Below are 21,868 nucleotides of genomic sequence, written 5' to 3'. Positions count from 1 at the left end.
CCGGGTTGCGTTGGAACGCGATTATCGCAGCCCGCGGCGGCAGGCGCAGCAGGCGTTACAGCGTAGAATGGGCCGCAACCCCGCAGCACGGGAGCCGGGCCGGCGCCGACGCGTCCGCCCGGATCGACAAGGAGACGTTCGTGAATCACCCTGCCCCGCCGGCCGCCACGCGCCGGCCGCTTCCCCCCGCCATGCTCGATGCGCTGCGCGCCGCCTTCGGCGCGCGCGTGTCGACCGCCGACGCCGTGCGCGCCCATCACGGCCGCGACGAATCGCCGTTCGATCCGCAACTGCCCGACGCCGTCGTGTTCGCGCACAGCGCGGACGACGTGCGCGAAGTCGTGTCGCTGTGCTCGCTGTACGGCGTGCCGCTGATCCCGTACGGCGCCGGCTCGTCGCTCGAAGGGCACCTGCTCGCGGTGCGCGGCGGCATCTCGCTCGACCTGTCGGAAATGAACCGCGTGCTGTCGATCAACGCGGAAGACCTGACCGTGACGGTCGAGCCCGGCATCACGCGCAAGGCGCTCAACGAGGCGCTGCGCGACACCGGCCTGTTCTTCCCGATCGATCCGGGCGCCGATGCCAGCATCGGCGGAATGACCGCGACCCGCGCGTCGGGCACCAACGCCGTGCGCTACGGCACGATGCGCGAGAACGTGCTCGGCCTGACCGCCGTGCTCGCCGACGGCCGCGTGGTGAAAACCGGCACGCGCGCCCGCAAGTCGTCGGCCGGCTACGACCTCACGCGCCTGTTCGTCGGCTCGGAAGGCACGCTGGGCGTGATCACCGAGATCACGCTGCGCCTGCATCCGCTGCCCGAAGCCGTGTCGGCCGCGATCTGCACGTTCCCGTCGATGGGCGACGCGGTGCGCACCGTGATCGAGACGATCCAGATCGGCGTGCCGATCGCGCGCGTCGAATTCGTCGATGCGCTTGCCGTGCGCTCGATCAACCGCCACTCGAACCTGACGCTCGCCGAAGCGCCGACGCTGTTCTTCGAATTCCACGGCACCGAGGCCGGCGTCAGGGAACAGGCCGAACTCGTGCAGGCGCTCGCGGGCCAGAACCGCGGCCAGGGCTTCGAATGGGCGACCCGCCCCGAAGATCGCAGCCGGCTCTGGGCCGCGCGCCACAACGCGTACTTCGCGATGCTGCAGCTGAAGCCGGGCTGCCGCGCGGTGACGACCGACGTCTGCGTGCCGATCTCGCAGCTCGCCGCCTGCGTCGAGGAAACCGAGGTCGACCTGCGCGCGTCGTCGCTGCCCTGCCCGATCGTCGGCCACGTCGGCGACGGCAATTTCCACGTGGCAATTCTGATCGACCCCGACAAGCCCGAGGAAATCGCCGAAGCCGAGCATATCAACGACCGGATCGTCGAGCGTGCGCTGCGTCTCGGCGGCACCTGCACCGGCGAGCACGGCGTCGGGCTGCACAAGATGCGCTTCCTGCCGAAGGAGCACGGCGACAACGCGATCGACACGATGCGCGCAATCAAGCTCGCGCTCGATCCGCGCAACCTGATGAATCCGGGCAAGATTTTCACGTGCTGACACGGCGGCGCGACGACGCGCCCCCTGCTGCTGGAGACCTCATGAACGCTCCCGTCGAACTGTCGAGCGCGGCCCGTGCGCAGCGCCAGCGCGAAGTCGTGCAGGCGCTGATGGCCGTGCTGCCGACGCACTGCCTGCTGTACCGCGACGAAGACACCGCACCGTACGAATGCGACGGCCTGTCCGCGTATCGCCGCCTGCCGCTGGCGGTCGCGCTGCCCGAAACGGAGTCGCAGGTGCAGCGGATCGTGCAGATCTGCCGCCGCATGGAAGTGCCGATCGTGCCGCGCGGCGCGGGCACCAGCCTGTCGGGCGGCGCGCTGCCGATCGCGCTCGGCGTCGTGCTGTCGCTTGCGCGCTTCACGCGCATCGTCGAGATCGACCCGTACGCGCGCACGGCGACCGTGCAGCCCGGCGTGCGCAACCTCGCGATCTCCGAGGCCGCCGCGCCGTACGGCCTGTATTACGCGCCCGATCCGTCGTCGCAGATCGCGTGCACGATCGGCGGCAACGTCGCGGAAAATTCCGGCGGCGTGCATTGCCTGAAATACGGGCTGACCGTGCACAACGTGATGCGCGTGCGCGCGGTGACGATCGACGGCGAGATCGTCGAGTTCGGCTCGCTCGCGCTCGACATGCCCGGCCTCGACCTGCTGGCCGTGATGATCGGCAGCGAAGGGATGTTCGCGATCGTCACCGAAGTCACGGTGAGGCTGATCCCGAAGCCGCAGACGGCGCAACTCGTGATGGCGAGCTTCGACGACGTCGTCAAGGGCGGCGAGGCCGTCGCGGCGATCATCGCGTCGGGCATCATCCCGGCCGGGCTCGAGATGATGGACAAGCCGGCCACGCAGGCCGTCGAGGCGTTCACGCACGCGGGCTACGACCTCGACGCGAAGGCGATCCTGCTGTGCGAATCGGACGGCACGCCCGAAGAGGTCGCGGAAGAAATCGTGCGGATGACGGCGGTGCTGCGCGAGCACGGCGCAACCCGCATCCAGGTGTCGCGCAACGAGAGCGAGCGGCTGCGCTTCTGGTCGGGCCGCAAGAACGCGTTTCCGGCCGCCGGCCGGATCTCCGCCGACTATTACTGCATGGACGGCACCGTCCCGCGCCGCGCGATCGGCCCGCTGCTCGCACGCATCGAGCAGCTGGAAACGCGCTACGGGCTGCGCTGCATCAACGTGTTCCATGCGGGCGACGGCAACATGCATCCGCTGATCCTCTACAACGCGAACGATCCGGACGAACTGCACCGCGCCGAGCAGTTCGGCGCGGAAATCCTCGAATGCTGCGTGGAATTCGGCGGCAGCGTGACGGGCGAGCACGGCGTCGGCATCGAGAAGCTCAATTCGATGTGCGTACAGTTCTCGCCGCAGGAGCGCGATGCGTTCTTCGCGGTCAAGCGCGCATTCGATCCGGCGGGGCTGCTGAACCCGGACAAGGGCATCCCCACCCGCGCGCGCTGCGCCGAATACGGCCGCCAGCATGTGCGCGGCGGGCTGCTGCCGCACCCCGACCTGCCGCGTTTCTGAGCGTCGCGCGCGGCGTGCGGCCCGGTCCGGCGGCCGGCCCCCGGCGGCGCGGGCCGTCGGCGCGTGATACCGGGCTTAGGGATAGTCGCGATGTGGAATCGTGCCACCCCGGTACAATCGACCGAACAACAAGTCGAGGCAGCAACGGAACATGGAAGAGGACGACATCGTCGCCGGATGGGCCGAGCGCATCCGCGCGGCCAGCGCCGACGGCCGGCCACTGCGGATTCGCGGCGGCGGCACCAAGGACTGGTACGGCCAGGCGCTCGAGGGCGACATACTCGATACGCGCGCGTTTCAGGGCATCGTGTCGTACGACCCGGCCGAGCTCGTCGTCACGGTCCGCGCGGGCACGCCGCTCGCGCAGCTTGAAACGGTCCTCGCCGAGTGCGGCCAGATGCTGCCGTTCGAGCCGCCGCACTTCGGCCGCGCGGCCACCGTCGGCGGCTGCGTCGCGGCCGGGCGCGCCGCGCGATTTCGTGCTCGGCGTCACGCTGATGAACGGCCGCGGCGACACGCTGCGCTTCGGCGGGCAGGTCGTGAAGAACGTCGCGGGCTACGACGTGTCGCGGCTGATGGCCGGCGCGCTCGGCACGCTCGGGCTGATGCTCGACCTGTCGATCAAGGTACTGCCGATGCCCGTCGCCGAGGTCACGCTGAAGTTCGAGATGAGCGCCACCGACGCCGTGCGCAAGCTCAACGAATGGGGCGGCCACCCGCTGCCCATCAGCGCCAGCGCATGGCGCAACGGCACGCTCGTGCTGCGCCTGTCGGGCGCCGAAGCGTCCGTGAAATCCGCGAAGACGCTGCTCGGCGGCGAAGTCGTCGACGCGGTCGAGGCCGAGCGCTTCTGGGCCGGCCTGCGCGAGCACACCGACCCGTTCTTCAACGGCATCCCGCCCGGCTATGCGCTGTGGCGCCTCGCGCTGCCGTCGATCACCGAACCGATGCATCTGCCCGGCACCCAGTTGATGGAATGGGGCGGCGCGCAGCGCTGGTGGATCACCGACGCCGACGCGCAGACCGTGCGCATGAGCGCAAAGCAGGCCGGCGGCCATGCGACGCTGTTCCGCGCGGGCGATGCGTACGACCGCAGCGCGGGCGTGTTCACGCCGCTCCCCGCCCCGATGATGAAAATCCACCGCGGGCTGAAGGCCGCGTTCGATCCCGCGCGCATCTTCAACCGCGGCCGGCTTTACCCCGATCTCTGAGGGCTCGATGCAAACGAACCTCGCCGATTTCATCCGCAATACGCCCGACGGCGACGAGGCCGACGCGATCCTGCGCAAGTGCGTGCACTGCGGGTTCTGCACCGCGACCTGCCCGACCTATCAGTTGCTCGGCGACGAACTCGACGGCCCGCGCGGACGCATCTACCTGATCAAGCAGATGGTCGAAGGCGCGCCCGTCACGCGCAGCACGCAGCAGCACCTCGACCGCTGCCTCACGTGCCGCAGCTGCGAGACGACCTGCCCGTCCGGCGTCCAGTACGGCCGGCTGGTCGAGATCGGCCGCAAGCACGTCGAGGCGCAGGTGCAGCGCCCGGCGCAGCAGCGCCTCGTGCGCCGCATGCTCGCGAGCCTCGTACCGAACGCCGCGCTGTTCTCGCCCGTGATGCGACTCGGCCAGCACGTGCGGCCGCTGCTGCCGAAGCGGCTGCGCGACAAGGTGCCGCCGCGCACGCGGCTGCTCGAATGGCCGCACCGCACGCATACGCGCAAGATGCTGATGCTCGGCGGCTGCGTGCAGCCGTCGATGCTGCCGAACATCAACATCGCGACCGCGCGCGTGCTCGACGCGCTCGGCATCGAGACCGTCGTCGCGCCCGATGCGGGCTGCTGCGGCGCGATCCGCCTGCACCTGAACTATCACGACGAAGCGCTCGACGACGCGCGCCGCAACATCGACGCGTGGTGGCCGCATATCGAACAGGGGGTCGAGTCGATCGTGATGAACGCATCGGGCTGCGGCGCGACGGTGCTCGAATACGCCCACCTGCTGCGCGACGACCCGGCCTACGCGGAGAAGGCGCAGCGCGTCGTGGCGCTGACGCGCGACATCTCCGACGTGCTGCTCGCGTTCGAAGCCGAACTCGCGACGCTCGCGCGGCGCCGCGCGATCCATACGGTCGCGTACCACCCGCCGTGCACGCTGCAGCACGGCCAGCAATCGCGCGGCAAGGTCGAACGCCTGCTCGAGACGCTCGGCATCGACGTGCGGCTGCCGGCCGACAGCCACCTGTGCTGCGGCTCGGCCGGCACCTATTCGCTGACGCAGCCGTCGCTGTCGTACCGGCTGCGCAAGCAGAAGCTGCTGAAACTGCAGGCGCTCGAGCCGCAGATGATCGTCTCCGGCAACGTCGGCTGCATCGCGCATCTGCAAAGCGGCACGCAGATCCCGGTCGCCCACTGGGTCCAGCTCGTCGAGCATCTGCTGTACGGTTGACGCCGCTTCACGGCGATGACGGACGCGCGCCGGCGCCGGGCTCCGCGCGCGGCGTCCGTATAATGGGCGGACCGATGCGCCGCGTAACGCGGCGCCTCCGCTTCATGCCCGCTTCATGCCCGCTTCATGTCCGCTTCCGTGCCTGTCCTCGTGCCCGTCATGTCCGATCTCGCCGCCCGACTCGAATCCGTTCATCGCCGCATCGCCGACGCCGCCCGCGCGGGCGGCCGCGACCCCGCCACCGTTTCGCTGCTCGCCGTCTCCAAGACGTTTCCCGCCGCCGACGTGCGCGCCGCGCACGCGGCCGGGCAGCGCGCCTTCGGCGAAAACTATGTGCAGGAATCGATCGACAAGATCGATGCGCTCGCCGACCTGCGCGCCCAGCTCGAATGGCATTTCATCGGGCCGTTGCAGTCGAACAAGACGCGCCCGGTCGCCGAGCGCTTCGACTGGGTCCATTCGGTCGACCGGCTGAAGATCGCGCAGCGCCTGTCGGAACAGCGCCCCGCGCACCTGCCGCCGCTCAATGTGTGCGTGCAGGTGAACATCAGCGGCGAGGCGTCGAAGAGCGGCGTCGCGCCGGCCGACGTGGCGGAAGTCGCGCGCGCGGTCGCCGCCCTGCCGTCGCTGCGGCTGCGCGGCCTGATGGCGATTCCCGAACCGGCCGGCGATACCGCTGCGCAGCGTGCGCCCCATCGCGCGCTGCGCACGCTGTTCGACGCATTGCGCGCGGACGGCCTGCCGCTCGACACGTTGTCGATGGGCATGTCCGCCGATCTCGACGCGGCCGTGCTCGAAGGCGCGACGATCGTGCGCGTCGGCACCGCGATCTTCGGCGCGCGCGATTACGCGCACTGAGCGCCGCCCCTTTTCCGCCTTTCCGTTCACTCACTCGCTCAATCGGACATCATGAAAATCGCATTCATCGGCGGCGGCAACATGGCCGCGGCCCTGATCGGCGGCCTGATCAAGCGCGGCGTCGCCGCGGACGGCCTGTATGCCATCGACGTCAACGAGGACGTCCGCGCGCGCGCCGCGCAGCAATTCGGCGTGCGCACCGGCGCGGCCGCCGACGCGACGCTCGCCGGCTACGACGCGATCGTGCTCGCGGTGAAGCCGCAGGTGCTCAAGGATGTCGCGCAAGCGCTGGCGCCGCACCTGAAGTCGCAGCTCGTGATCAGCATCGCGGCCGGCATCCGCGGCACCGATCTCGCCCGCTGGCTCGGCGGCTACGCGCGCGTCGTACGCACGATGCCGAACACGCCCGCGCTCGTCGGCATGGGCGTGACCGGGCTCGCCGCGCTGCCGGGCGTCGATGCGACGGGCCGCGAACTCGCGTCGAACGTGCTCGGCGCGGTCGGCGAGATCGTATGGTTCGACGACGAATCGAAGCTCGACGCCGTCACGGCCATTTCGGGCAGCGGCCCGGCGTACGTGTTCTATTTCATCGAAGCGCTGCAGGAAGCCGCGCGCCAGCTCGGCATGAACGACGAACAGGGCCGCGCGCTCGCGGTCGCGACGTTCACCGGCGCCGCGCAGCTCGCCGCGCAATCGGGCGAACCGGCGAGCGTGCTGCGCGAGCGCGTGACGTCGAAGGGCGGCACGACGGCCGCCGCGCTTGCGTCGTTCGACACGCAGGGCGTAAAGGAGGCGATCGTGCGCGGCGCGCTCGCGGCCGAGGCCCGCGCCAGGGAAATGGGTGACGAACTCGGCCGCGCGTAGGCGCGGCGACATCCGCCGGCGCGCCGGCGCCCGACGTAAAAAAAGCGGCCGTCAGGCCGCTTTTTTTTCAGGCGCAGCGCGCGGCCGCGTTCAGTTGCCGGCCAGCAGGTAATGGGCGGCGATGCCCGCGAACAGCACGCCGCCGAGCCAGTTGTTGTGGCGAAATGCCGCGAAGCACGGCATCCGCTCGCGGCCCTTGATCAGCGTGTAGTGATACAGCGCGCAGCCCGCCGCCGCCGCCCAGCCGGCCCAGTACGCGAGACCGAAGCCGAGCGTCACGCCGATCCACACGTAGATGCCGAGCGTCGCCGCATAGCACGCCATCACGGCCGCGACGTCGAAGCGGCCGAAGGTCAGCGCCGACGTGCGGATCCCGATCTTGATGTCGTCGTCGCGATCGACCATCGCATACTCGGTGTCGTACGCGACCGACCAGAAGACGTTCGCGACCAGCATCACCCACGCGATCGCCGGCACCGTGTCCTGCACGGCCGCGAACGCCATCGGAATGCCGAAGCCGAACGCGATGCCGAGATACGCCTGCGGAATCGCGAAGAAGCGCTTCATGAACGGATAGGAGCCGGCGACGAACAGCGCGACGACGGACAGCTCCTTCGTCAGCGTGTTGAGCGGCAGGATCAGCAGATACGAGATGAATGCGAGCGCGACGGCGATCGCGACGGCCTCCCATGCGCGGATCTTGCCGGACGTCAGCGGCCGGTCGGCGGTGCGCTTCACGTGGCGGTCGAAATCGCGGTCGGCGTAGTCGTTCATCGCGCAGCCGGCCGAGCGCATCAGCAGCGTGCCGAGCGAGAAGATCACGAACAGCGACCAGCGCGGATGGCCGTCCGACGCGATCCACAGCGCATTCAGCGTCGGCCAGAGCAGCAGCAGGCTGCCGATCGGCTTGTCCATCCGGACAAGCCGCAGATACAGGGGGAAGCGGGCAAGCATGGCGAAGCACCGGGAAGATAACCCCGGCATTTTAGAGCCGAGCGGCGCTTCGCGTCATGTCGCGGCCGCCCGGGGCCTGCCGCCGGCAACGGCAGACGAGCCGCCAGCGCCCGTCCCGTAAGGCCGCGCCGTGCCGCACGTCAATCAAGGGACTGATTCGATCCGGCCCGCACCGGAGCGGCCGGCCCTGCGCGGCGATGCCGCGCCTACGCCAGCAGCGACCGCAGCATCCACGCGGTCTTTTCATGCGTCTGCAGACGCTGGGTCAGCAGGTCGGCGGTCGGCTCGTCGCTTGCCGCGGCGGCGACCGGAAAGATTTCGCGCGCGGTGCGCACGACCGTCTCGTGCCCTTCGACGAGCTGGCGGATCATCTCTTCGGCCGCCGGCACGCCGTTCGCTTCCGGCACCGACGACAGTTTCGCGAAATCGGCGAATGTGCCCGGCGCGACGACGCCGAGCGTGCGAATCCGCTCCGCGACCGAATCGACCGCGAGCCACAGTTCGTTGTACTGCGCCTCGAACATCAGGTGCAGCGTATTGAACATCGGGCCCGTGACGTTCCAGTGGAAATTGTGGGTCTTCAGGTACAGCGTGAACGTATCGGCAAGCAGGCGCGACAGGCCTTCCGCGATCTTCCTGCGGTCCTTGTCGCCGATGCCGATGTTGATCTGTGCGGCGTTGCGCTTTCTCGACATGCTATGGACTCCTTATCCAGTGCACCGGAACGCACCCGGCGAATCCGGCGACCTTCCTGTTCCTGCATTGACCGCACGCGCGGCGCGCGCCGGCAGCATGGCGCACCGGGCGCCGGACTCAGGCGGCCGCGATCGCGCGCAGCGCCTGCGACACCAGTTCGGCCGCGCCGCCGATGAGGATCGCGAACCCGACCACGCGCCGCACGATCCCGGCCGGCGCGCGCACCCTCGGCGCCGCCAGCGCGGCGCGCATGTTCAACATCATTTGCGTCATGATCGTCACTCCTTCGACAAAACCCCTGCTCTGGAAGAAACGGCCGGCCGGATGGCCGGCCGTTTCCCGTTACTGCATGGCCGCCCTACCGCGCGGCGACGCTCACGCGAGGTCGAAGCGGTCGAGGTTCATCACCTTGTTCCAGGCCGCGACGAAGTCGCGCGCGAACTTCTCCTTCGCATCTGCGCTGCCGTACACCTCGGCCAGCGCGCGCAGTTGCGCGTGCGAGCCGAAGATCAGGTCGACCCGCGTGCCGGTCCACTTGACCTTGCCCGTCGCCCGGTCGCGCCCTTCGAACACGTCGTTCGCGGCCGACACCGGCTTCCATTCCGTGCCCATGTCGAGCAGGTTCACGAAGAAGTCGTTCGTCAGCGCTTCCGGACGATCGGTGAACACGCCATGCTTCGCGTCGCCGACGTTCGTGCCGAGCACACGCAGGCCACCGACGAGCGCAGTCATCTCGGGCGCGCTCAGCGTCAGCAGTTGCGCCTTGTCGACCAGCAGCGCCTCGGCCGGCGTCTTGTACGCGTGCTTCAGGAAGTTGCGGAAACCGTCCGCAACCGGCTCGAGCACGGCCATTGCGTCGATATCGGTCTGTTCCTGCAGCGCATCCGCGCGACCCGGGGCGAACGGCACCGTCACCGCGACGCCCGCGTTCTTCGCGGCCTGCTCGACGCCGGCCGCACCGCCCAGCACGATCAGGTCGGCGAGCGACACCTTCTTGCCGCCCGTCTGCGCGTCGTTGAACGCCTTCTGCACGCCCTCGAGCGTCGCGAGCACCTTCGCGAGTTCGGCCGGACGGTTCACTTCCCAGTCCTTCTGCGGCGCGAGGCGAATCCGCGCACCGTTCGCGCCGCCGCGCTTGTCCGAACCGCGGAACGTCGCCGCCGACGCCCAGGCGGTCGACACGAGCTGCGACACCGACAGGCCCGATGCCAGCACCTTCGCCTTCAGCGCGGCGACGTCGGCATCGTCGATCAACGGGTGGTCGACGGCCGGGATCGGGTCCTGCCACAACAGCTGCTCGGCCGGCACATCCGGGCCGAGATAGCGGGCACGCGGGCCCATGTCGCGGTGCGTGAGCTTGAACCAGGCGCGCGCGAACGCATCGGCGAACTCGGCCGGGTTCTCGTGGAAGCGGCGCGAAATCTTCTCGTAGGCCGGATCGAAACGCAGCGACAGGTCGGTCGTCAGCATCGTCGGGCGATGCTTCTTCGACGCGTCGTAGGCATCCGGAATCACGTCGCCGGCATCCTTCGCGACCCACTGGTGCGCGCCGGCCGGGCTCTTCGTCAGTTCCCACTCATAGCTGAACAGGTGCTTGAAGAAGTCGTTGCTCCACTGCGTCGGCGTCGACGTCCACGTGACTTCGAGGCCGCTCGTGATCGTATCCGCGCCCTTGCCCGTGCCGAACGTGCTCTTCCAGCCGAGGCCCTGCTGCTCGAGGCCGGCCGCTTCCGGCTCGGGACCGACGTTCGAGGCCGGGCCGGCGCCGTGCGTCTTGCCGAACGTGTGGCCGCCCGCGATCAGCGCGACCGTCTCTTCGTCGTTCATCGCCATCCGCGCGAAGGTCTCGCGGATGTCATGCGCGGCGGCGACCGGGTCGGGGTTGCCGTCCGGACCTTCCGGGTTCACGTAGATGAGGCCCATCTGCACCGCGGCGAGCGGGCTTTCGAGGTCGCGCTTGCCCGTGTAGCGGCTGTTCGGGCCGCCGCTCAGTTCCAGCCAGATCTTTTCCGAACCCCAGTAGACGTCGTCCGGTTCCCACGTGTCGACGCGGCCGCCGGCGAAACCGAAGGTCTTGAAGCCCATCGATTCGAGCGCGACGTTGCCGGTCAGGATCAGCAGGTCGGCCCACGAGATGTTGCGGCCGTACTTCTGCTTGATCGGCCACAGCAGGCGGCGCGCCTTGTCGAGGCTCACGTTGTCCGGCCAGCTGTTGAGCGGCGCGAAGCGCTGCTGCCCGCCACCCGCGCCGCCGCGGCCGTCGGCCGTGCGGTACGTGCCGGCGCTATGCCACGCCATGCGGATGAACAGGCCGCCGTAGTGGCCGAAGTCGGCCGGCCACCAGTCCTGCGACGCCGTCATCAGCGCATGCAGGTCCTTCCGCACCGCCGCGAGATCCAGCTTCCCGAATGCCTCGGCGTAGTCGAAATCCTTGTCCATCGGATCGGACAGCGCCGAATGCCGGTGCAGGATGTTGAGGTTCAGCTGATTCGGCCACCAGTCCTTGTTCGTCGTGCCGCCGCCAGCGGTGTGGTTGAACGGGCACTTCGTTTCGTTCGACATGCGATTTCTCCTTGGCTTGCTCGTCTGCCTCCATCGGTCCGCTCCGGCGTCATGCCGGGTGCGGTTCGTGGAGTGTCATTGCGGGGATGGGAAACGGAACAGGTCGGTCCTCCTGTCGTACTACGGGGTGTCGTGCGCGGCGATCGGCGTGCGCTCCCTCGGCGTGGCGCCGCCAGCGGGGCGCCCGGGAAAACGGCTGCCGGCCGGGGCCGCGCCGGTGGTGCGGGGGGTGTTCCAGCTTTCGGACATGCGATGCTCCCTCATGGCTAGACGTCGGTGAATCGGGGGAACAGGAAACCGGCGTGCGGGCGACGTTCAGCCACCATACACGCGGTCCGCCAGGTACGCGAACGCAATCGGACGCAGGCTGCGAACCACCGACCTGGCGCGATGTACGACCGCGTCGCGCGACGGGATGTTCCGCTGCGCGTGCTGCAATACCGACCGCATCATGACATCCTCCTTTGACGCTTGCATTCCACGTGCAGACCGGGCGCCGACACGACGCCGATCCATGTAGAGCATTCTATCTACATCTATCAATAATTTAAATTTAATAAATTTTATCTATGTGATAGAGAAAAATAAACGGGGTCGCAAGACCCCGTTCATCGTACCGCCACGCCTGCGTGCTACCGCCCGCTCAGTTCATCGTGGCCGGCATGTCGAGCTTCGCGACGCCCGGCAGATCGCACGCGGAAATCGCGTCGCTGATCGCGTCGATCGCGGGCATCCGCGTGAAGCTCTTGCGCCATACGAGCACGACGCGGCGGTCGGGCACCGGTTCGTTGAACGGCACGTACGACAGCAACTCGGCATCGGGGCCGTTCGCGCGCGGGCCGATCTCGGCGACCGACATGCGCGGCAGCACGGTAATGCCGACGCCGCTCGCGACCATGTGGCGGATCGTCTCGAGCGACGAGCCCTCGAAGGTCTTCTGGATGCCGTCGGCAGTCTGCGAGAAGCGCATCAGTTCCGGGCACACGCCGAGCACGTGATCGCGGAAGCAGTGGCCGTTGCCGAGCAGCAGCATGGTTTCCTGCTTCAGGTCCTCGGCGTCGATCTCGGCGCGCTTCTCCCACGGATGGCCCGCAGGCAGCGCGACGACGAACGGCTCGTCGTACAGCGGCCGCACCATCAGGCCGGTTTCCGGGAACGGCAGCGCCATGATCGCGGCGTCGATCTCACCCTGCTTCAGCAGTTCGAGCAGCTTCAGCGTGTAGTTCTCCTGCAGCATCAGCGGCATCTGCGGGACCCGCTGGATCATCTGCTTGACGAGCGTCGGCAGCAGGTACGGCCCGATCGTGTAGATCACGCCGAGACGGAACGGCCCGACCAGCGGATCCTTGCCCTGCTTCGCGATCTCCTTGATCGCGAAGGTCTGCTCGAGCACGCGCTGCGCCTGCGTGACGATCTGGTCGCCGATCGGCGTTACGCTCACCTCGCTCGCGCCGCGCTCGAAAATCTGCACGTTGAGCTCGTCTTCGAGCTTCTTGATCGCCACCGACAGCGTCGGCTGGCTCACGAAGCAGGCTTCGGCCGCGCGGCCGAAATGCCGTTCGCGCGCGACCGCGACGATGTATTTCAATTCAGTCAGCGTCATTGTGGGTCAATCAGGGATATACATGCGATAGGTTTAATTTATACACCCTGTGACACCGGTTCGCCAAGTTCTCTGTATATCGGAATACGTCGAACGGCCGTTTCAAACCCGGCCTCAGCCTGCGGATCAGGCCTTCAGGTACTGTTCCCGCGCGCCGAGCCAGCGCGCGAGATGCTGCGTGACGACGCCGGGGTACGCGGCGATCAGCCGCGTCGCGGCTTCGCGGGCCGGATCGATCAGCCAGCCGTCGGTCTCGAGGTTCGCAAAACGCAGCATCGCCGCGCCCGACTGGCGCGCCCCCAGGAATTCGCCGGGGCCGCGGATCTCGAGGTCGCGGCGGGCGATCTCGAAGCCGTCGGTCGTCTCGCGCATCGTCTTCAGCCGCTCGCGGCCGGCGATCGACAGCGGCCCCGTGTACAGCAGCACGCACACCGACGCCGCGGTGCCGCGCCCGACGCGGCCGCGCAGCTGGTGCAGCTGCGCGAGGCCGAAGCGTTCCGCGTGCTCGATCACCATCAGCGATGCGTTCGGCACGTCGACGCCGACCTCGATCACGGTCGTCGCGACGAGCAGCTGCACCTCGTTGCGCGTGAACGCGTCCATCACGGCCGCCTTGTCGGCCGGCGACAGCCGGCCGTGCACGAGCCCGACCTTCAGCTCGGGCAGCGCGGCGGCCAGCGTCTCGTAGGTCTCGACGGCCGTCTGCAGCTGCAGCGTCTCGCTCTCCTCGATCAACGGGCAGACCCAGTACACTTGGCGCCCCGTCAGCGCCGCCTCGCGCACGCGGGCGATCACCTCCTCGCGCCGCGCGTCGCCGACGAGACGCGTCAGCACGGGCGTGCGGCCCGGCGGCAGTTCGTCGATCGTCGAGACCTCGAGATCCGCGTAGTACGTCATCGCGAGCGTGCGCGGAATCGGCGTGGCCGACATCATCAGCTGGTGCGGCTGGAAATCGCGGGCGCCGTTGGCCGCGTTCGCGGCCTTCGCGCGCAGCGCGAGCCGCTGCTCGACGCCGAAGCGGTGCTGCTCGTCGACGATCACGAGGCCGAGCCGCGCGAATTCGACCGTGTCCTGGATGATCGCGTGCGTGCCGATCACGAGCTGCGCGGTGCCCAGCGCGGCCGCCTCGATCGCCGCCCGCTTCTCCTTCGCCTTCAGGCTGCCCGCGAGCCACGCCACCGTGACGCCGAGCGGCTCGAGCCACGCGCGCAACTTGCGTGCGTGCTGTTCCGCGAGGATTTCGGTAGGCGCCATCAGCGCGGCCTGGTAGCCGGCGTCGATCGCCTGCGTGGCGGCCAGCGCCGCGACGACGGTCTTGCCGCTGCCGACGTCGCCCTGCAGCAGGCGCTGCATCGGGTGCGCGAGCGTCAGATCCTGCGCGATCTCGTCGACGACGCGCGACTGCGCGCCCGTCAGCGTGAACGGCAGCGCCGCGTAGAACCGGGTCGTCAGCGCATCGGCATCGCTCGCCGTGCGGCGCGGCATCGCGGGCGCCGCGCGCGTGCGGCGCTCCTCGTGCGCGCGCTTGAGCGACAGTTGCTGCGCGAGCAGTTCCTCGAACTTGATGCGCGTCCACGCCGGATGCGAGCCGTCCATCAGCGCGGCCTCGTCGGAATCGACGCCCGGATGGTGCAGGATGCGCACCGCCTGCTCGAGCGACGGCACGCCGAGCGGCTTCAGGTAATCGCGCTCGATCTCGGGCGGCAGCAGCTCGGGCAGCGGCGTGCGCTCGACCGCGTTCTCGATCGCCTTGCGCAGATAGGCCTGCGACACCCCGGCCGTGCTCGGATAGACGGGCGTGAGCACCTGCGGCAGCGGCGCATCCGCCTCGACGACGCGCACCGCCGGATGCACCATCTCCATCCCGAAGAAGCCGCCGCGCACGTCGCCGCGCACGCGCAGCCGCTGGCCGACGGCCATCTGCTTGACCTGCGAGCCGTAGAAATTCAGGAAGCGCAGCACCAGGTGCTCGCCGTCGTCGTCCTGGATCTTCACGACGAGCTGGCGGCGCGGCCGGTACGCGACCTCGTTGTCGAACACGACGCCTTCGGCCTGCGCGATGCCGCCCGGCAGCAGCTCGCCGATCGGCGTGAGCGTGGTTTCGTCCTCGTAGCGCATCGGCAGATGCAGCACGAGATCGATCGAGCGCGTGAGGCCGAGCTTCGCGAGCTTGTCGGCGGTCTTCACGGGCTTGTCGGCGGCGGCCTTTTTCTTGCGCTTCGCGCCGGCCGCTCCCGCTGCGTCGCCCGCGGCGGCGTGTTCGGCGTCGGGCGCCGCGTCGGCCGCGGCCGGCTGCGCGAGCCGCCCGTCGGCGCCGCGCTTCGGGCCGGCGCGGCGCGGGGCGGCCCGCTCCGCCGCGTCGCGCTCGCCCGCGCCAGGTTCCGCCGGATCGTGCGCCGCCACGTCGCGCTCCCCCGCGCCGCGCGCGGGTAACACCCCATCCTCCGCGTCGAACGGATCGGCGGAATCGGCAACGGCAGCGGAGGAACGGCGTGGTGACACAGGCATCGGATCGTCTGGGTGCTTCGCAAGGCAAGTACAATAGCGGCTTTCACGTCGCCCGAACGAACGACGCCGGCCAGGCCGCGCATCCCGCCATCATAGCGGCTCGCGCGCCCCGATTACGCGTTTCCGCCCTGCCGGCGACGCCCGCCGGCCGTTTCGAACCAGCCCGCATGTTCACGCTTTCCGATTTCGATTTCAATCTGCCGCCCGAGCTGATCGCGCAAACCGCGCTGCCCGACCGCACCGCGAGCCGCCTGCTCGAGGTCGACGGCGCCGTCGAGCCCGCGCGCCTCGTCGACCGGCATTTCACCGAGCTGCCGTCGTGCATCGCGCCCGGCGACCTGCTCGTGTTCAACGATACCAAGGTGCTGAAGGCGCGCTTCTTCGGCCAGAAGGCCAGCGGCGGCAAGATCGAGGTGCTGGTCGAGCGCGTGACGGGCACACACACGGCGCTCGCGCAGATCCGCGCGAGCAAGTCGCCGGGCGCCGGCACGACGCTGCGTCTCGCCGACGCCTTCGACGTGACGGTCGGCGAGCGCGTCGAGCCGTTCTTCACGCTGCACTTCCCCGCGCCGTGCCTCGAGCTGATCGAGCAGTACGGGCGCCTGCCGCTGCCGCCGTATATCGAGCACGATCCCGACGCGACCGACGAGACGCGCTACCAGACCGTCTACGCGAGCAACCCGGGCGCGGTCGCCGCGCCGACGGCCGGGCTGCACTTCGACCAGCCGCTGCTCGCGAAGCTCGACGCGATGGGCGTCGAGCGCGCGACGCTGACGCTGCACGTCGGCGCGGGCACGTTCCAGCCGGTGCGCGTCGACAACATCGCCGAGCACAAGATGCACAGCGAGTGGTACGACCTGCCGCAGGCGCTCGTCGACCGGATCGCCGCGACCCGCGCGCGCGGCGGCAACGTGATCGCGGTCGGCACGACGTCGATGCGCGCGCTCGAAGCGGCCGCGCGCGCGGCCGACGAAGCGGGCCGCCCGCTCGCGGCCGCGCAGGCCGAGACCGACATCTTCATCACGCCCGGCTACCGTTTCCGCGTGGTCGACCGGCTCGTCACGAACTTCCACCTGCCGAAGTCGACGCTGCTGATGCTCGTGTCCGCGTTCGCCGGCGTCGAGACGATCCGCGCCGCGTACCGGCACGCGATCGACGAACGCTACCGCTTCTTCAGCTACGGCGACGCGATGCTGCTCACGCGGCGCGACACGCCGGAGGCGGCGGGCGCCTGAAGCGCGGCGCGCGGCCGCCCCGACGCTCCCGTCGGCCGGCCCGCGCCGGTCGCACGCCCGATTTTTTTCACCGCCGCCGGCGTTCCGGCGGCGTTTTCAACATGCGCCGGACTGTTCTCCGGTAGCAAGGAGAATGACGCGATGACCGAAGGTTCATCCCACGATACGCACGCGCCCGTGCAGGACCGCCCGGCAAACGGGCTCGAATTCGAACTGCTGACGACCGACGGCCATGCGCGCCGCGGCCGGGTGAAGCTCAACCACGGCGTGGTCGAGACGCCGATCTTCATGCCGGTCGGCACGTACGGCACCGTGAAGGCGATCCAGCCGCGCGAGCTGCACGAGATCAACGCCCAGATCATCCTCGGCAACACGTTCCACCTGTGGCTGCGCCCGGGCCTCGACACGATCGACGCGCACGGCGGCCTGCACCGCTTCATGGGCTGGAACAAGCCGATCCTGACCGACTCGGGCGGCTTCCAGGTGTTCTCGCTCGGCGACCTGCGCAAGATCACCGAGGACGGCGTCACGTTCGCGTCGCCGATCAACGGCGACAAGCTGTTCCTGTCGCCGGAAGTGTCGATGCAGATCCAGAAGGTGCTGAACTCCGACGTCGTGATGCAGTTCGACGAATGCACGCCGTACGCCACCGACGGCGTGCCGACGACGCACAAGGAAGCGGCCGACTCGATGCGCATGTCGCTGCGCTGGGCGAAGCGCTCGCTCGACGAATTCAACCGGCTCGGCAACCCGAATGCGCTGTTCGGGATCGTCCAGGGCGGGATGTTCGAGGACCTGCGCGACGAATCGCTTGCCGGCCTGTCGGAACTCGGCTTCCACGGCCTGGCGATCGGCGGGCTGTCGGTCGGCGAGCCGAAGGAAGACATGATGCGCGTGCTGCGGCACGTGGGCCCGAAGCTGCCGGCCGACAAGCCGCACTACCTGATGGGCGTCGGCACGCCGGAGGACCTGGTCGAGGGCGTCGCCAACGGCGTCGACATGTTCGACTGCGTGATGCCGACCCGCAACGCGCGCAACGGCTGGCTGTTCACGCGCTTCGGCGACGTGAAGATCCGCAACGCGACGCACAAGAACTCGCTGAAGCCGCTCGACGCGAGCTGCACGTGCTACACGTGCCGGAACTTCTCGCGCGGCTACCTGCACCACCTGCACCGCGTCGGCGAAATCCTCGGCGCGCAGCTCAACACGATCCACAACCTGCACTACTACCTGCAGCTGATGAGCGAGATCCGCGACGCGATCGAGACCCATACGTTCGATGCGTTCCGCCAGCGCTTCGCGGAGGATCGCGCGAGAGGCGTCGACTGACGGGCCGGCCGCCCGCGCGGCGGCACGTCACATAGGACGTGTACTAATTGACGCGTTCCAGTGGCCAGCCGCGACCGCCAAATATTACAATTGCCTTTCCATACACGCCGTAACGGTATCGGTTCGCGCTTTAACAGCTTGATCCGAAAGCGCATTTGCCGATCCGTTTGCGCATGGGGCCGGTGGTAGAATAACCGGCTTATTTTTCGATCTTCCCCTACGGAGAGACCAAGTGCCGTTCATTTCCAACGCGTTCGCGCAAGGTGCCGGTGGCGCCGAATCGAGCCTGATGAGCTTCCTGCCGCTCATCCTGATGTTTGCCGTGCTCTACTTCATCATGATCCGTCCGCAGATGAAGCGTCAGAAGGAGCACCGCAACATGCTCGCGGCCATGGCCAAGGGCGACGAAGTCGTCACGAGCGGCGGCCTCGTGGGCAAGGTGACGAAGGTCACCGAAGGCTACATCGGCGTCGAGATCGCCGAAGGCACCGAAATCACCGTGCAGAAGGCCGCTGTCACGACCATTCTGCCGAAGGGCACGATCAAGTCGCTGTAAGCCCTTCACCGAGCGTCCGGCTCCCCGCGCCGCGCCCGCCCGACCGAGGGGGCCGCCGCGGCGCCGGACGCGACGCTTTCACGCCAACCACCCGTTCGGCTCCCTCATGAATCGTTATCCACTCTGGAAATATGTCGTGATGGTCGTGGCGCTCGCCATCGGCCTTCTGTACACATTGCCCAACTTCTTCGGCGAAGCGCCGGCGGTGCAGGTGTCGAGCGGCAAGGCCACGGTCAAGCTCGACTCGACCACGCTGACCCAGGTCGAATCGGCGCTCGCTTCCGCGCAGATCACGCCGGACGACGTCACCTTCGAGAACACGGCGACCAACGCGAACATCCGCGTGCGCCTGAAGGACACCGATACGCAGCTGCGCGTCAAGGACCTGCTGCAGAAGTCGCTGAACGCCGACCCGAACGATCCGCAGTACGTCGTCGCCCTGAACCTGCAGAGTGCGTCGCCGCGCTGGCTGACCGCCCTGCACGCGCTGCCGATGTATCTCGGCCTCGACCTGCGCGGCGGCGTCCACTTCCTGCTCCAGGTCGACATGACCGGCGCGCTCACGAAGAAGCTCGACTCCGACGCGTCCGACGCACGCACGCTGCTGCGCGACAAGAACATCCGCGACGGCGGCGTGAGCCGCGTCGACCAGTCCGTCGTCGTCAACTTCAGCGATGCGCAGACGGCCGACCAGGCGCGCCAGGCGCTCGCCGCCTCGATCACCGAACTGCAATGGGCGACCCAGCCCGGCGGCGGCGGCACGCAGGTCGTCGGCACGTTCACGCCGGCCGTGCAGAAGTCCGTCGAGGACGCCGCGCTCAAGCAGAACCTGACGACGCTCCACAACCGCGTGAACGAACTCGGCGTGTCGGAGCCGATCCTGCAGCAGCAGGGCAGCGACCGCATCGTGGTCGAACTGCCGGGCGTGCAGGACACCGCGAAGGCGAAGGACATCATCGGCCGCACCGCGACGCTCGAGGCGCGCCTCGCCGACCCGATCAACACGCACCCGAACCCGAACGACCCTGTGCCGCCGGGCGAGGAGCTGTTCACGCAGGGCAACCAGGCGCCCGTGCTGCTGAAGAAGGACGTGATCTTCACCGGCGACCGCATCATCGACGCGTCGGCCGGCTTCGACGACCACCAGCGTCCGTCCGTCAACATCCGCCTCGATTCGGCCGGCGGCCGCTCGGTGCGCGCGGTGTCGCGCGAGAACATCGGCAAGCCGATGGCGATGGTGCTGTTCGAGAAGGGCAAGGGTGAAGTGCTGACGGTCGCGACGATCCAGTCGGAACTCGGCGACCGCTTCCAGATCACGGGCCAGCCGACGCCGCAAGCCGCAGCCGACCTCGCGCTGCTGCTGCGCGCCGGCTCGCTCGCCGCGCCGATGGACATCATCGAGGAACGCACGATCGGCCCGAGCCTCGGCGCCGACAACATCAAGATGGGCGTCCACTCGGTGATCTGGGGCTTCTGCGCGATCGCCGTGTTCATGATCGCGTACTACATGCTGTTCGGCGTGATCTCGGTGATCGGCCTGTCGGTGAACCTGCTGCTGCTCGTCGCCGTACTGTCGCTGATGCAGGCGACGCTGACGCTGCCCGGTATCGCCGCCATCGCGCTCGCGCTCGGCATGGCGATCGATTCGAACGTGCTGATCAACGAGCGCGTGCGTGAAGAACTGCGCGCCGGCCAGCCGCCGCAGCTCGCGATCCAGTCCGGCTACGCGCATGCGTGGGCGACGATTCTCGACTCGAACGTCACGACGCTGATCGCCGGCCTCGCGCTGCTCGCGTTCGGCTCGGGCCCGGTGCGCGCGTTCGCGATCGTGCACTGCCTCGGCATCCTGACGTCGATGTTCTCCGCGGTGTTCTTCTCGCGCGGGATCGTCAACCTCTGGTACGGCGGCCGCAAGAAGCTGAAGTCGCTCGCGATCGGCCAGGTGTGGAAGCCGGAAGGCGCCGCTGCCGCCGCCGCGTCGTTCTCCGACGCGGACGAATCGACCGATACCGCGCGCGCCGCGAAGCTCGCCGCCCCGGCGAAGGGCAACGCGCCGCGCGCCGGCAAGCCGCAACTGCGCAACCGTGCGCAGCAAGGCGTGTCGCCGAAGAAACCGGGCTCGACCCAATAAGGCCCCGGAGACGAGACCATGGAATTTTTCCGCATCCGTAAAGACATTCCGTTCATGCGGCACGCGCTGGTGTTCAACGTGATCTCGCTGGTCACGTTCCTCGCCGCCGTGTTCTTCCTGTTCCACCGCGGGCTGCACCTGTCCGTCGAATTCACCGGCGGTACGGTGATCGAGGTGCAGTACCAGCAGGCCGCCGAACTCGAACCGGTGCGCGCGACGCTCGGCAAGCTCGGCTACGCCGACGCGCAGGTGCAGAACTTCGGCACGTCGCGCAACGTGCTGATCCGCCTGCAACTGAAGGAAGGCCTCACGTCCGCGCAGCAGAGCGACCAGGTGATGGGCGCGCTGAAGGCGCAGAGCCCGGACGTCACGCTGCAGCGCGTCGAGTTCGTCGGCCCGCAGGTCGGCCGGGAGCTCGCGACCGACGGCCTGCTCGCGCTCGCCTGCGTCGTGATCGGCATCGTGATCTACCTGTCGTTCCGCTTCGAATGGAAGTACGCGGTGGCCGGCATCATCGCCAACCTGCACGACGTCGTGATCATTCTCGGCTTCTTCGCGTTCTTCCAGTGGGAGTTCTCGCTGGCGGTGCTCGCGGCGATCCTCGCGGTGCTCGGCTACTCGGTCAACGAGTCGGTCGTCATCTTCGACCGGATCCGCGAGACGTTCCGCCGCGAACGCAAGATGAGCGTGCAGGAAGTGATCAACCACGCGATCACGACCACGATGTCGCGAACCATCATCACGCACACGTCGACCGAAATGATGGTGCTGTCGATGTTCTTCTTCGGCGGCCCGACGCTGCACTACTTCGCACTCGCGCTGACGGTCGGCATCATGTTCGGCATCTACTCGTCGGTGTTCGTCGCGGGCTCGCTCGCGATGTGGCTCGGCATCAAGCGCGAAGACCTGGTCAAGGAAAAGAAGACCGCGCACGATCCGGACGATCCCAACGCCGGCGCGCAGGTGTAAGCACCGCGCCGTTTCGGCAAGGACCCAAACCGGCCCGTCGGGCCGGTTTTTTCATGCCCGCGCCGCCGTGCGA

At 68.5% G+C, this 21,868-nt stretch carries 16 protein-coding genes and 1 pseudogene; 11 read left to right on the top strand and 6 right to left on the bottom strand.

All coding sequences use genetic code 11. The features are described 5' to 3' along the window. Window positions 1-140: 140 nt before the first annotated feature. The 6 genes and pseudogenes from GQ56_RS0129995 to proC all read left to right on the top strand — a co-directional run bounded on the left by GQ56_RS0129995 (window position 141) and on the right by proC (window position 7,252). The gene (locus tag GQ56_RS0129995) at window positions 141-1,550 is read left to right on the top strand and encodes an FAD-binding oxidoreductase (protein WP_031402172.1); all 1,410 of its coding nucleotides are present in this window, start codon (window positions 141-143) and stop codon (window positions 1,548-1,550) included. Between the two features lie 41 nt (window positions 1,551-1,591). Continuing rightward, entirely contained in the window at window positions 1,592-3,085 is a 1,494-nt protein-coding gene (locus GQ56_RS0129990; RefSeq protein ID WP_031402171.1) for an FAD-linked oxidase C-terminal domain-containing protein, read from the top strand. 151 nt (window positions 3,086-3,236) lie between these two features. Then, window positions 3,237-4,296 (top strand): annotated as a pseudogene (glcE, locus tag GQ56_RS39635) (glycolate oxidase subunit GlcE). Window positions 4,297-4,303: 7 nt separating this feature from the next. After that, a complete protein-coding gene (gene glcF / locus GQ56_RS0129980) occupies window positions 4,304-5,530 on the top strand; it encodes a glycolate oxidase subunit GlcF (RefSeq protein WP_031402170.1) in 1,227 nt (408 codons plus the stop codon). Between the two features lie 159 nt (window positions 5,531-5,689). Further along, window positions 5,690-6,388 carry a YggS family pyridoxal phosphate-dependent enzyme gene (locus GQ56_RS0129975; protein WP_031402169.1) on the top strand — a complete coding sequence of 233 codons (699 nt, stop codon included), beginning with the start codon at window positions 5,690-5,692 and terminating at the stop codon, window positions 6,386-6,388. Between the two features lie 51 nt (window positions 6,389-6,439). Next, the gene (proC, locus tag GQ56_RS0129970; protein WP_031402168.1) at window positions 6,440-7,252 is read left to right on the top strand and encodes a pyrroline-5-carboxylate reductase; all 813 of its coding nucleotides are present in this window, start codon (window positions 6,440-6,442) and stop codon (window positions 7,250-7,252) included. A gap of 90 nt (window positions 7,253-7,342) precedes the next feature. Here the strand turns inward: proC and ubiA are convergent, their stop codons facing one another. From ubiA to recG, 6 genes are all read right to left on the bottom strand, one after another. Continuing rightward, window positions 7,343-8,206, bottom strand: a complete 864-nt coding sequence (gene ubiA / locus GQ56_RS0129965) for a 4-hydroxybenzoate octaprenyltransferase (RefSeq protein ID WP_031402167.1) — start codon at window positions 8,204-8,206, stop codon at window positions 7,343-7,345. A 206-nt stretch (window positions 8,207-8,412) separates the two neighbouring features. After that, window positions 8,413-8,901: a Dps family protein gene (locus GQ56_RS0129960; RefSeq protein WP_031402166.1), complete on the bottom strand. Its 489-nt coding sequence runs from the start codon at window positions 8,899-8,901 to the stop codon at window positions 8,413-8,415. 118 nt (window positions 8,902-9,019) lie between these two features. Beyond that, the gene (locus tag GQ56_RS46115; protein WP_162836109.1) at window positions 9,020-9,175 is read right to left on the bottom strand and encodes a hypothetical protein; all 156 of its coding nucleotides are present in this window, start codon (window positions 9,173-9,175) and stop codon (window positions 9,020-9,022) included. A 102-nt stretch (window positions 9,176-9,277) separates the two neighbouring features. Then, window positions 9,278-11,464, bottom strand: coding sequence for a catalase/peroxidase HPI (katG, locus tag GQ56_RS0129950; protein ID WP_031402165.1), 2,187 nt, complete (start codon window positions 11,462-11,464; stop codon window positions 9,278-9,280). A gap of 643 nt (window positions 11,465-12,107) precedes the next feature. Beyond that, on the bottom strand, window positions 12,108-13,067 hold the full coding sequence (locus GQ56_RS0129940) for a hydrogen peroxide-inducible genes activator (protein WP_031402164.1): 960 nt from the start codon (window positions 13,065-13,067) through the stop codon (window positions 12,108-12,110). Between the two features lie 126 nt (window positions 13,068-13,193). Next, window positions 13,194-15,575, bottom strand: a complete 2,382-nt coding sequence (recG, locus tag GQ56_RS0129935; RefSeq protein WP_031402163.1) for an ATP-dependent DNA helicase RecG — start codon at window positions 15,573-15,575, stop codon at window positions 13,194-13,196. Between the two features lie 167 nt (window positions 15,576-15,742). Between recG and queA the strand changes: the two genes are divergently transcribed. The 5 genes from queA (at window position 15,743) to secF (ending at window position 21,795) form a co-directional block, all read left to right on the top strand. Beyond that, window positions 15,743-16,810 (top strand): tRNA preQ1(34) S-adenosylmethionine ribosyltransferase-isomerase QueA, encoded by a 1,068-nt coding sequence (queA, locus tag GQ56_RS0129930; RefSeq protein ID WP_031402162.1) that lies wholly within the window; start codon window positions 15,743-15,745, stop codon window positions 16,808-16,810. A gap of 141 nt (window positions 16,811-16,951) precedes the next feature. Next, on the top strand, window positions 16,952-18,139 hold the full coding sequence (tgt, locus tag GQ56_RS0129925; RefSeq protein ID WP_031402161.1) for a tRNA guanosine(34) transglycosylase Tgt: 1,188 nt from the start codon (window positions 16,952-16,954) through the stop codon (window positions 18,137-18,139). A 232-nt stretch (window positions 18,140-18,371) separates the two neighbouring features. Continuing rightward, window positions 18,372-18,695 (top strand): preprotein translocase subunit YajC, encoded by a 324-nt coding sequence (gene yajC, locus GQ56_RS0129920; RefSeq protein ID WP_006476868.1) that lies wholly within the window; start codon window positions 18,372-18,374, stop codon window positions 18,693-18,695. A gap of 106 nt (window positions 18,696-18,801) precedes the next feature. Further along, window positions 18,802-20,826 carry a protein translocase subunit SecD gene (gene secD, locus GQ56_RS0129915; RefSeq protein ID WP_031402160.1) on the top strand — a complete coding sequence of 675 codons (2,025 nt, stop codon included), beginning with the start codon at window positions 18,802-18,804 and terminating at the stop codon, window positions 20,824-20,826. 18 nt (window positions 20,827-20,844) lie between these two features. After that, on the top strand, window positions 20,845-21,795 hold the full coding sequence (gene secF / locus GQ56_RS0129910; RefSeq protein ID WP_006476870.1) for a protein translocase subunit SecF: 951 nt from the start codon (window positions 20,845-20,847) through the stop codon (window positions 21,793-21,795). Window positions 21,796-21,868: the final 73 nt, after the last annotated feature.

This window comes from Burkholderia paludis (assembly GCF_000732615.1).
Taxonomy (GTDB): Bacteria; Pseudomonadota; Gammaproteobacteria; order Burkholderiales; family Burkholderiaceae; genus Burkholderia; species Burkholderia paludis.
The sequence above is the reverse complement of the archived record's forward strand: the minus strand, read 5'-3'. Positions and strand labels throughout refer to the sequence as shown.